Here is a 10,311-nt window from a genome sequence, read left to right on the forward strand (position 1 = left end):
GTCCACGGCATGGGCCGGGCTTGAGCCGCAGCAGCTCCAGTCTGGCACGTCGGCGCGTAGTCCGGCGGAATCCGGATCGTCCTCCTGTTCGGGCGCGGCGTAGTAGGGGGAACCCACCTTGAGGCCGGGCAGGGCGCGGGAGGGCGCGCCGCGCGTGCGGGAGAGGCCGAAGTCGGTGATCTTGACCTGATCCTCGCCGGAGATGAGCAGGTTGAAGGGTTTTATGTCGCGGTGCACGAGCCCTGCGTGGTGGAGCCTGGCCAGGCCTTCGAGGGTCTGGAGTGCGTAGCCGGTGGCGCGGGGCAGCGGGAGGGCGCGGGTGGGCTCCTCCACGCGGTCGGACTCTCCGAGAACCTGCCCCAGGTCCCGACAGAAGTAGTCCATGAGGAAATAGGGCCTGCCCTTGCTGCGCCCGAAGCCCCGCACGGCGGCGATGTTGGGGTGGTCGAGCCCGGCCAGGGCCACGGCCTCGGCCACGAAGCGGCGCTCGATCTCGCGGCGTCCCCAGAGGCTTTCGAGGAAGGGCCTGGGCGAGAGGAGCTTCAGGGCATGGATGCGCCCGGTGACGGGCTCTTCCACCTTGAAGACCGCGCCCATGCCGCCGCGGCCGAGCAATCCCCGGATGCGGTAGCGCCCGATGCGGCGCACGGGTCAGTCCGGGTCGGCCAGGCGCAGGGCGAAGGCCCGGGGCTGGCCGGCGTCGAGGATTTTGCGGGCGGCGCGGGCGGCGTCGTACTCCACGCAGTGCACGGTGAGGGTGCTTGAGGCGGTGTCGAAGAGGCAGTATTTGGCGCGCGGGTCGCCGTCGCGGGGCTGCCCCACGGACCCGGCGTTGACCAAGTGACGCCAGGAGGGGTCGAGCAGGTAGGCCCCCTGCGCGATGCGCTGGTTGCGCAGGCCGTCCGGGGCCAGGCTCACCAGGCGCAACTGGTGGGTGTGGCCGATGAAACAGACCGTTTCGGGCAGATGGGCCAGCACGTCGCACACATGGGCGGAGGAAGCCTGGAAGAGGTAGGTGTCCACCTCGTCGGGGGGCAGACCGTGCACGAAGCGGCAGCCCTCCAGGCTCAGATGGGGCGGCAGGCAGGAAATCCACTGGCGGTTGTCGGGGGAGAGGCGCGCCCTGGCCCAGCGCACGGCATCCCAGGCGAGGGGGTTGAAGCGCCGTCGTGATTTTGGGTCGGCCACGCCCATCTCGTGGTTGCCCAGCACGGCCAGGGCCTGCCGGGAGCGCACCAGGGAGACCACGGCGTCGGGATCGGCCCCGTAGCCCACCAGGTCGCCCAGGCAGATCACCGGAGAGTCCGGCGCGGCCAGCCTCCCGGCGTCTTCGAGTACGGCTTCCAGGGCTTCGAGGTTGGCGTGGATGTCGGAAAGTACGATGAGGACCATGGGCTTGGGGCGTGGCAGGCGGCGTCAGCTCTCCGTTGAGGCCATGGCGCACTCGGCGAGGGATTCGCGGATCTTGGCGTCGAGGTCCGCAGGGTCCACCGGTTTGGAGACGAACCGGCGGCAGTTGATGGCCCGGGCGCGTTCCAGAGTCGGCTGGTCGTTGCAGGCCGAGACGAAGACCACGGGCACGTGGCGCACCAGGCGGATGCGCCGCGCCGCCTCGATGCCGTCGAAACTGCCGTCGAGCATGATGTCCATGAGCACGAGGTCCGGGGCCAGTTCCTCCGCCATGCGCACCGCGTCGGGACCCGAGTGGGCCACGCCCAGCAGGGCATATCCCAGGCGCTTCACCTTGTTGGAAAGGTCGAGGGCGATGATGCGCTCGTCCTCGACGATGAGAATCCCACTGCCTCCCATCCAGCACCTCCGGCGCGATGCGGTCCTGGTATACGGCGGGACCGTTCCTCGCCCCATAACACCCCGCAGGCGGCGTCAGCAACGAAAAAGGCCGACTGAACCGGCCTTTCGCTGGATTCAAACCCCATTTCCTGGCTTTTGGAGGGTCGGCTGGGGGCATAAGAGCCCCCGAACGGGCTTCTCGGCCCTAGGCGCCGACGTCCCTCTCAAGGCCGGTTGTCCCGGCCTTGAGAACGTCGCCTATGTGGTCAATTGCTCATCTGCGCCCTGAGCCAGTCCTTGATCACCGGCGTGGGGGCATAAATGCCCTTGTTGAAACCCACCTCGTCCATGAACTCCTTCTTGAGTTCATCGGGTAGTGAGAGCACAGCCAGCTCCCGCGCCTCGTCGCACGTCCTGCGGATGAGCGAGAGGGTGGGCTCGGGTTCCCAGGTGTTGACCACGAAATACGTGGTGGAATCGCTGCGGTGGCGCACGGGCTTGAAGTCGTTCAGCCAGCAGTTGTTGCCCCACTCCAGGTAGAGGGTCACGGCCGCTTCGGGGGTCATTTCCCAGTCCACGTCGTATTCCTTGAATTCCTTGAGCTGGCCCATCTGATTCTCCTTCAGGAGGTGGTTTTCAATGGTTGACCCTTTTTTAATAATCATTCGAAGAACCAGGTCAAGGATTTTTCCGACGTTCCAGGACAACTTGCCCGACGGAGGTTTCCCGAAGAACCCCGTCCAGTACGAGGGAAACGCTTGCGGCGTCCTTCGCGGCCGACTCCAGGGCCTGGAGAATGCGCGGGGCATCCTGTCCGGCCTCCGGGAGCAGGCGGCCCAGAGCCAGGGCTGCCCATGCCCGGCTTGGGGCGTCCTCTTCGGCCAGCCCCCGCAGCAGGCCTTCCAGCCCGGCCAGGGCCAGCTCCGGGCGCGCCTCGGCCAGGATGGCCAGCCCTGCGTAGACGCCCCGGCGCAGGGGGGCGTGGTCGATGTAGGTGTCGCCGGTCTTGCGGTCGCTCTCGAAAAGGTAGGAGGCCAGCACGCGGTGGAATTCCCGGGCCAGCTCGGGCTGTGCGGCCAGAATCTCCCCGAAGGTTTCGGGGACGCCCCAGGCGATGTTGCCCGACTCCTCGTTGAGCCGCCACATGAGCTGGCGCATGAGCTGGCGGGCGTCCTCGGGGCGCTGGCCGAAGAGTCGCGCGGCGGTGCGGCCGAAGGCCGTCGCGGCGCGTGCCGCGATCACCGGGTCGGGCTCCAGGAGGAATGCGTAGAGCGGCCCCACGAGGCTCTTGGGCGGAAGCGTTTCCAGGTGCGCCAGCCCCGACGGCCAGGGCTCGGCGGCCAGCGCTTCACGGACGGTCTGGCGCATTGCGCGCAGTTTTCCCACGGTGATGCTCCTTGCGTGGCGTCCCGGAAAGTGTTCCCGGGCCGTTTTCGGCCGTTTCCGGCGGTTACGGCGGGTGTGCCGTCTTGCGCCCACATGCCCCTGCACCTCCATGTACCCTTTTCAAAAAGCTTTTTCCACGTATCATGCGTCTCGCCATCTTCGCGGCAGACCCTGGAAGGAAGCCCGATCCGCGAAGCGTGACGCAACCTGGAGGAGGAGCACCTCATGGATCATGCCCGGCGCATTGCCGAAACGGCCCGAAAACACGGGCTTCCCGAAGCGCTCGTGGAAGCCGTGGTCAACGTCGAATCCGGCGGCGACCCCTGGGCCACCCGCTACGAACCGCGCTTTTTCGAACGCTACCTGCGCGACAACCCCGGCGTGCGGGCAAAGGCCCCGTGCAATCTGGAGACCGAACGCCGCGCCCAGGCCACGTCCTGGGGACTGATGCAGGTGATGGGCGCCACGGCGCGCGCCATGGGGTTCGAAGGCCCGTTCCTCTCGGCCCTCTGCGACCCTGACCGGGGCCTTGATGTCGGCTGCGCCTGCCTGGCCCGCCAGCGGGACCGTCACCTGGCTGACCACGGCTGGCAGGGCGTGGCCGCCGCCTACAACGCGGGCAGCGTGCGGCGCGACCCCGACGGACGCTTCGCCAACCAGGACTACGTGGACAAGATCGCCCGCCGACTCGGCGGGAGGTGGCCTTCGTGAAGACGCGCCTGGCGGCTGTCTTCCTGCTGTTGTTGGCCACGGCCCCGGCATGGGCCTTTTCCGGACGCGTCTCCAACGTGCACGACGGCGACACCCTCACCGTGAACGGCACGCGCGTGCGCCTCTACGGCATCGACGCCCCCGAGCTGGCCCAGCCCGGCGGCCCCGCCTCGCGGGACTTCCTGGCCTCGCTGGTCGAGGGGCGCGCCGTGGAGGTGAAGGTGATGGACACCGACGCCTACGGCCGCAAGGTGGGGCTCGTGCGCGCGCCCGGCGCCGGCGACGTGAACGCCGCCATGGTCAAGGCCGGACATGCCTGGGTCTACCGGAAGTACTGCCAGGACTGCTACGCCATGCTGCTTGCCGAGAAGCTCGCCCGCTACCGTTCCCTCGGCCTGTGGGGCGAACCCGGCAAGCCTGTGGCCCCGTGGGCCTGGCGCAAACGACACGGGAGAAACCGATGACCCATTCGATCGACGACAAACGCTCGCGCGCCAAAGGCCGGAAGGCGGCCAGGCCGTGAGCGAACGCCTTAAACCCCTGATCAAGGAGGCGCTGCGCGAAGCCCAGGAAGAGGGACTGTTGCGCCCGGGATGCTGCTCCTCCTGCGACCTGGCCCCGGGAGAACACGCCCGGCATCACATGCACCTGCGGGACGCCTTCTCCCTGCGCAGCCGCGTGATCAACACCCTGGCGGCCACCCTGGCGGGCGGCGGACTGGCGTGGCTGGGGCTGGCCGTCTGGGAGAAGCTGGCGCGCCAGCTGACCCGGTAGGCGCCGTGCCTCCCGCGAGAAAGAAGCCCCGCAAGGGCGTGCCCGGATGCAGGCGCGCGGTGAAGCTCCTGGACGAGAAGGTGATGGACGTCCTGGAGAGCCTGCTGGACGCCGACGACGACAAGGTGCGGCTTGCGGCCGCCAAGGAGATCAAGGAGATCGCCCGCCAGGTTCCCGACGAGGAGCCGGACGCGCAGGCCCGTCAGCCCGGGCGGGTGTTCCTGGTCACCGGCATCGACCGCAAGCCCGGAGAATGAAACAGCCCGGGGGGCGAATGCCCCCCGGGTTTTCGTTTTCCGTGCGATGCCGCCTTCTTCCGCTACCAGCCCCTGTAGTAGCCTCTGTGATGCCGGTGGTAATACTTGGGCGGCGGAGGCGGCGGCACATACCCCCTCCAGCTGCCGTTCGCGTAGCCCTGGGCATATCCCTGGGCATAACCCGTGCGGTAACCGTAGGCGGGCGGCGGAGGCGGCGGCGGGGGGGCCGGGTAGTAGCTGGAAGGCCCGCCCAGTGAAAGGGTGACTCCCCACGAAGGACCGTACGAGTAGGCGCACGCCTGGCTGGAAAAGACCAGCACCACTGCGGCGGCAAGCATCAGGTGTCTCATGGCGAAACCTCCTGACCGGCTACTTCAGGGATCGTGCCATGAGAAATAACATGCAATATCTGGCTGTTGCCAACTCGTCACAGCCAGTCGGTTACGGTTCCTGCACTTGAAGAACGCTTTTTGCGCATCGCTCCAGTCGGCAGCGCTCTCCTTGCGAACGTCTCCAACTCTACGATCTCCGGCCCTTTGCCTGCCGCAGTGATCCTTCCATCTCACCTGGTTCCCCAGCGGATCATGTGGCTCCTCACGGTTCCTTCTGTGCCAGTCTTCTGCCCGGCGGCCATACTTGACAGGCCATGCTTCAAACAGTATCGGCACTCTTGATTTCGATTATCAATTTCACACAGGTGCTCCATGTCCCCTCAGCTGAAGCTCTTCCTGCTGCTGGCGCCCGTCTCGGTGCTGCCGTCCCTCGCCGCCTTGGCGCTGCTGGAGTCGGGGCGCGAGCGCCAGGCCCTGGCCGTGTTGGCGGTACATGCCGCTCTGGGGTTGGGCCTGCTGCCCTTTTTCGCGCGCTTTGCCCTTCACGTCAGCGTGTTCAAGGAGTTGGCCAAGGTTTGCGACTTCGCGGCCAGCCTGCGCAGGGGGATCTTTCCCGAGCCTTTCGCCCTGCCCGTGGAACAAGAGGATGAAAACCTGCTCCTGCGCCTGAAGCGCTCCCTCAACTGGATGCTCCACTCCCTGGACAGCCGGGAGAAGTCTCTCCTCGGGCGTCTGGCAGAGACGGATCAGGCACGCCGGGACATGGAGGACGCCAGCCGCACCGACCCTCTCACGGGCCTCGGCAACCGTCGGCACTTCGAGCAGGTGCTGTCCGGTCTTCCTCCCGTGAACGGCTGCAACGGGGCCTCCCACCGCCTGCTGCTGGTGGATTGCGACAAGTTCAAGAGCGTCAACGACACCTACGGGCATCTAGCCGGGGACGAAGTGCTGCGCGCGTTGGCCGCCATCATGCAGGAATGCCTCCGCTCCGACAGCGACTGGGCCTTCCGGCTGGGCGGGGACGAATTCGCGGCCCTCCTTGCCTGCTCCGGGGAGCAGGCGCGCCTTGTGGCCGAACGCATTCGCGAGCGCTTCAAGCTGGCCAACGGAAGGGGGTGCACCCTCTCCATGGGGATCACCTCCTGCCTGCCCGCGCCGGGACGGCCCGGCAACTGGAACAAAGTGATCGCACGGGCCGACGCGGCCGTCTACGAGGCCAAGGGGGCGGGGGGCGACGCCGTCAGGGAGCGCTGAGGTCCGCAGTCCCGCCCGCTCGCGCGGGTTCGCCGCACGCGCCGCAGCGTCCGCAGGGGCCGTCGGGGCAACGAGGAGACGGCCTGCCGGAGACATAGCGCTCCCATTCGGCACGGAGCACGGCGCGCTCCACGCCCACGTCCACACACTCCCAGGGGAACGCCTCGTCCGGCGCGCGCTCCCGGTCCAGCACCGCCGACACGTCGCCGTTCCAGGCGTGCAGGGCCTTGCGCCAGCCGCGCTCACCGGCCAGGACCGACAGCTCCGCCAGTTCCTCTCCGCCCCGCGCCAGGAGCCCCTGGAGCCTGGCCCAGAAGGGACGCTCGCCCTCCAGCCGGACCCCTTTCAGCGGTTTCACGACGGATTCCATCCAGGCCCAGCGTTCCTCCAGGGCGGCCTCGCCGGACATAGGAGCCCACTGCATGGGCGTGAAGGGCTTGGGCACCAATGGGTTCACGCCGAGGGTCATGTGGCCGATGCCCTTTTTGCCGGAGCCCACGCGCCCCGCGCGGCAGACCTCGGCCAGGAAGCGCGCCAGCTCCTCGTAGTCGGCGTCCTCCTCGCCCGGCCAGCCCATGATCAGGTAGCTCTTCAAGTGGTTCACGCCGCGCGCGGCGGCCAGGGACACGGCGCGCAGGAAAGCTTCCTCGTCCAGGTGCTTGTTGGCCTTGCGGCGGATGCGCGCGCTGGGGCCTTCCAGGGCCAGGGTCAGGGTGCGCAGGCCCGCATTGCGCAGGATGTCCAGAAGCTCTTCCGTCACGCCCGAGGCGCGCACCGAGGAGAGCGTGAACTTGATCTTTTCGGAGGCCAGCCAGCGCAGGAACTCCTGGAGGTCCGGCCAGTCCGTGAGGGCCGTGCCCACGAGGCCGACCTTCCTGGGCCTGGCGTCCGCGACGGCCTCGCGCAGGTCCTCGACGCGGGCGTGCCTGGGGGGGCGGTAGACGAACCCTGCCGCGCAGAAGCGGCAGGCGTGGGGGCAGCCCCTGTTCACCTCCAGGAGCATGGCGTCCTTGAACTCGGCCTCGTTGGACACGAACACCGAGCAGGCCGGGTCTTCCAGAACGCGCCCGGAGGCAGGCCACACGCGGCGCACCGGGGTGGCGCTGCGTCCGGGAACATAAACGCCCGGGCGCGTGGCCATCCATTCCACCGTCTCGGCCTTGGAGGCGCCGTCCAGAACAAGCCGGGCCGCGCCTTCCAGCAGGTCCTGCAACCCCGCCTCGGCCTCGCCCACGAACCAGGCGTCCAGGACAGGGGCCAGCGGTGCGGGGTTCAAAAAGGCCAGCGGCCCGCCTCCCAGGAGGATGGGGAAGTCGGGCCGCCGGCTCGCGAGGAGAGGGACGCCGCAGGAGTCGAGCGCCTGCGCCAGGACCGCGCCGTCGAGCTCGAAGGCCAGGGAGAAGGTCGCCAGCGGGAACGCGTCCAGGGGGAGGGACGTGTCCTGCGACCTTGGAACCTCTTTCTTCGCGGAAAGAAAGAAGCGTTCCACCCGGAGCCACGGGCTTCGCGAAGCCAGCCGGTAGACCGCCTGCCAGCCCAGGGCGGCGTAAGCCGCCCGCACGGGGCCGGGATAGGCCAGGGCCACCGGAAGCCGTCCGCCGGGATCAGGCAGGACGGGCTTCTGGCTGCCGAAGTAGACGGTGCGCGACGTGGCGATCACTCCTTCACGGCGTCACTGCACGGGGACAAACTACCTCCTAGTCCGCCTGCATGCGGATGAAGGCCGGGACCTCGAACTCGTCCTCATCGAAGACGAAGTCCTCGCTCCCGGGCTGATGGGTCTTGTACTGGGCGATGCCGGCCGGATCGGGCGACCCCTTGCGTCCTCGGCGCAGGTAGGCCGGGATGGTCAGGTCGTTGTGGTGCGTGGCCATGATGCGCTCGGTGCGCGGGCTGGCCACATGGGCCTTGGGGGCCTCGCGCAGGGGCTCCTGGATGGGCTCCAGCTCGCGCACGGCGTCGCGGTGGACCTCCCGCACGGGCTCGCGGTGCACCTCGGCGGCGCGCAAGGGCTCGGTGTGCGCGGCGGCCGCCTGGGACACGGCCGGATGCACGCTCACCTTGGCCGACTGGGACTTGAGCCTGCTCAACTCCTCGGCGCTCTCGATGCCCGTGGCGATGACCGTGATGCGGATTTCGTCGCCCGCGTTCTCGTCGAACACGGTGCCGAAGAACACCTTGGCCTCGTCGCTCACGGCCTCGGTGATGGTGGAGGCGGCCTCGTCCACTTCCTCGATGGTCAGGTCGGGGGAGCAGGTGATGTTCATGAGCACGCCCTTGGCCCCGTCGATGGTCACGTCTTCCAGCAGCGGGCTGGTGATGGCCTTCTGGGCGGCCTCCTTGGCGCGGTTCTCGCCCCGCGCCACGCCGAAGCCCATCATGGCCATGCCCATCTCGCTCATCACGGCCTTCACGTCCGCGAAGTCCAGGTTGATGAGGCCCGGCACCATGATCAGGTCGGAGATGCCCTTCACCGCGTAGAAGAGGATCTCGTCGGCCTTCTTGAGCATCTCCATGAAGGTGGCCTTCTTGGAGGCGAGGGTGAGCAGCCGGTCGTTGGGAATGGTGATGATGGAGTCCACCTGCTCGCGCAGCGCGGCGATGCCCTTTTCGGCGGCCAGCAGGCGTTTGCGGCCCTCGAAGTAGAAGGGCTTGGTGACCACGCCCACGGTGAGAGCCCCGGCCTCCTTGGCCGCCTGGGCGATCACCGGGGCCGCGCCCGTGCCCGTGCCGCCGCCCATGCCGGCGGTGACGAACACCATGTCGGCGTCCGAGATGGTCTTGCGGATCTGGTCGATGGACTCCAGGGCCGCGTCGCGGCCGCAGTCCGGGTTGGCGCCCGCGCCCAGGCCCTTGGTGAGCTTGTCGCCCAGCTGGATCTTGAACTCGGCCTTGGACTTGTGCAAGGCCTGGATGTCCGTGTTGGCGGTGATGAACGTCACGCCGCGCAACGCCGAACAGATCATGTTGTTCACCGCGTTGCCGCCGCCTCCTCCTACGCCGACAACCTTGATGCGTGCGTTCGATTCCATGTCGATGTCATAGATTTCCATGTCCCCTCCTCCTTGAGACGCAAAAAGTTCCCCCTGAATGAACGTCGCCACGTTCGCCCCCTACTTCACATCCACGAACCACTTCCGCATGCGGCCCAGGATGCGGTTGAACACTTTCTCGTCGGAGCGGATGCGGAAGCGCTTGTCCGTGCCTTCCTTCTCCGCGCCGTACATCAGCAAACCCACGGCCGTGGCGTACATCGGGCTGTTCACCACGTCCTTGAGCCCGCCCACGCGCATGGGGAAGCCCACGCGGGTCGGCAGGTTGAAAATCTGCTCGCCGAGTTCCTGGATGCCCTCGATGAGGGCCGTCCCGCCCGTGAGCACCACGCCTGCGGCGATGGAATTCTTGAGCCCGCTCTTGATGAGCTCCTGGTCCACGAGTCCCAGCATTTCCTCCACGCGGGGCTCGCAGATCTCCGAGAGCACCTGGCGCGAGAGCCGCCTGGGCTCGCGTCCGCCCACGCTGATCACCTCGATCACCTCGTCCTTGCGCACGAGGTCCGAGAGGGCGCAGCCGTACTTGATCTTGATCTTCTCCGCGCTGGCCATGGGCGTGCGCAGTCCGAAGGCGATGTCGTTGGTGAGGTTGTTGCCCCCCAGCGCCAGCACCGAGGTGTGCTTGATGGAATCGTTGGAGAACACGGCCAGGTCCGTGGTGCCGCCGCCCAGGTCCACCAGGGCCACGCCGATCTCGCGTTCCTCCTCGGTGAGTACGGCCTTGGCCGAGGCCAGGGCCTCCAGCACGATGTC

14 protein-coding genes are annotated in these 10,311 nt (G+C 67.8%); 5 read left to right on the top strand and 9 right to left on the bottom strand.

Going from position 1 to position 10,311, the window contains the following annotated elements:
• The 5 genes from ACV4UX_RS14805 to ACV4UX_RS14825 form a co-directional block, all read right to left on the bottom strand.
• Window positions 1-648, bottom strand: a 648-nt coding sequence (locus ACV4UX_RS14805) for a serine/threonine-protein kinase (protein WP_491594050.1), incomplete at its 3' end; no start/stop codon positions are given.
• Window positions 649-651: 3 nt separating this feature from the next.
• The gene (locus ACV4UX_RS14810) at window positions 652-1,392 is read right to left on the bottom strand and encodes a metallophosphoesterase family protein (RefSeq protein WP_491594051.1); all 741 of its coding nucleotides are present in this window, start codon (window positions 1,390-1,392) and stop codon (window positions 652-654) included.
• Window positions 1,393-1,416: 24 nt separating this feature from the next.
• On the bottom strand, window positions 1,417-1,809 hold the full coding sequence (locus ACV4UX_RS14815) for a response regulator (RefSeq protein WP_491594052.1): 393 nt from the start codon (window positions 1,807-1,809) through the stop codon (window positions 1,417-1,419).
• A 248-nt stretch (window positions 1,810-2,057) separates the two neighbouring features.
• A complete protein-coding gene (locus ACV4UX_RS14820; RefSeq protein WP_491594053.1) occupies window positions 2,058-2,402 on the bottom strand; it encodes a DVU0772 family protein in 345 nt (114 codons plus the stop codon).
• A 67-nt stretch (window positions 2,403-2,469) separates the two neighbouring features.
• Window positions 2,470-3,177, bottom strand: a complete 708-nt coding sequence (locus tag ACV4UX_RS14825; RefSeq protein ID WP_491594054.1) for a DVU0298 family protein — start codon at window positions 3,175-3,177, stop codon at window positions 2,470-2,472.
• Between the two features lie 225 nt (window positions 3,178-3,402).
• Between ACV4UX_RS14825 and ACV4UX_RS14830 the strand changes: the two genes are divergently transcribed.
• The 4 genes from ACV4UX_RS14830 to ACV4UX_RS14845 are packed head-to-tail and all read left to right on the top strand — an operon-like array spanning window position 3,403 to window position 4,919.
• Window positions 3,403-3,888 carry a transglycosylase SLT domain-containing protein gene (locus ACV4UX_RS14830; RefSeq protein WP_491594055.1) on the top strand — a complete coding sequence of 162 codons (486 nt, stop codon included), beginning with the start codon at window positions 3,403-3,405 and terminating at the stop codon, window positions 3,886-3,888.
• Window positions 3,885-4,352 (top strand): thermonuclease family protein, encoded by a 468-nt coding sequence (locus ACV4UX_RS14835; protein ID WP_491594056.1) that lies wholly within the window; start codon window positions 3,885-3,887, stop codon window positions 4,350-4,352. Before ACV4UX_RS14830 ends, ACV4UX_RS14835 begins: the two co-directional genes overlap by 4 nt.
• Window positions 4,353-4,407: 55 nt before the next feature.
• A complete protein-coding gene (locus tag ACV4UX_RS14840) occupies window positions 4,408-4,662 on the top strand; it encodes a hypothetical protein (protein WP_491594057.1) in 255 nt (84 codons plus the stop codon).
• 5 nt (window positions 4,663-4,667) lie between these two features.
• Window positions 4,668-4,919 (top strand): hypothetical protein, encoded by a 252-nt coding sequence (locus ACV4UX_RS14845; RefSeq protein WP_491594058.1) that lies wholly within the window; start codon window positions 4,668-4,670, stop codon window positions 4,917-4,919.
• A gap of 62 nt (window positions 4,920-4,981) precedes the next feature.
• On the opposite strand, the gene ACV4UX_RS14850 is transcribed toward ACV4UX_RS14845, so the two are convergent.
• Window positions 4,982-5,269, bottom strand: a complete 288-nt coding sequence (locus tag ACV4UX_RS14850; RefSeq protein ID WP_491594059.1) for a hypothetical protein — start codon at window positions 5,267-5,269, stop codon at window positions 4,982-4,984.
• 354 nt (window positions 5,270-5,623) lie between these two features.
• Between ACV4UX_RS14850 and ACV4UX_RS14855 the strand changes: the two genes are divergently transcribed.
• Window positions 5,624-6,505 carry a GGDEF domain-containing protein gene (locus tag ACV4UX_RS14855; protein WP_491594060.1) on the top strand — a complete coding sequence of 294 codons (882 nt, stop codon included), beginning with the start codon at window positions 5,624-5,626 and terminating at the stop codon, window positions 6,503-6,505.
• On the opposite strand, the gene ACV4UX_RS14860 is transcribed toward ACV4UX_RS14855, so the two are convergent.
• From ACV4UX_RS14860 to ftsA, 3 genes are all read right to left on the bottom strand, one after another.
• A complete protein-coding gene (locus ACV4UX_RS14860; protein WP_491594061.1) occupies window positions 6,492-8,165 on the bottom strand; it encodes a radical SAM protein in 1,674 nt (557 codons plus the stop codon). The genes ACV4UX_RS14855 and ACV4UX_RS14860 overlap by 14 nt on opposite strands.
• A gap of 37 nt (window positions 8,166-8,202) precedes the next feature.
• Window positions 8,203-9,558 (bottom strand): cell division protein FtsZ, encoded by a 1,356-nt coding sequence (gene ftsZ, locus ACV4UX_RS14865; RefSeq protein WP_491594062.1) that lies wholly within the window; start codon window positions 9,556-9,558, stop codon window positions 8,203-8,205.
• A 60-nt stretch (window positions 9,559-9,618) separates the two neighbouring features.
• The coding region (ftsA, locus tag ACV4UX_RS14870; RefSeq protein WP_491594063.1) for a cell division protein FtsA at window positions 9,619-10,311 on the bottom strand (693 nt) is incomplete at its 5' end.

It is taken from the genome of Fundidesulfovibrio sp. (genome assembly GCF_058402725.1).

Bases quoted from the DNA above. Each gene is read 5' to 3' on its own strand.
- ACV4UX_RS14810 (WP_491594051.1), bottom strand. From the start codon at position 1,392: ATGGTCCTCATCGTACTTTCCGACATCCACGCCAACCTCGAAGCCCTG.
- ACV4UX_RS14815 (WP_491594052.1), bottom strand. From the start codon at position 1,809: ATGGGAGGCAGTGGGATTCTCATCGTCGAGGACGAGCGCATCATCGCC.
- ACV4UX_RS14820 (WP_491594053.1), bottom strand. From the start codon at position 2,402: ATGGGCCAGCTCAAGGAATTCAAGGAATACGACGTGGACTGGGAAATG.
- ACV4UX_RS14830 (WP_491594055.1), top strand. From the start codon at position 3,403: ATGGATCATGCCCGGCGCATTGCCGAAACGGCCCGAAAACACGGGCTT.
- ACV4UX_RS14850 (WP_491594059.1), bottom strand. From the start codon at position 5,269: ATGAGACACCTGATGCTTGCCGCCGCAGTGGTGCTGGTCTTTTCCAGC.
- ACV4UX_RS14855 (WP_491594060.1), top strand. From the start codon at position 5,624: ATGTCCCCTCAGCTGAAGCTCTTCCTGCTGCTGGCGCCCGTCTCGGTG.
- ftsZ (WP_491594062.1), bottom strand. From the start codon at position 9,558: ATGGAAATCTATGACATCGACATGGAATCGAACGCACGCATCAAGGTT.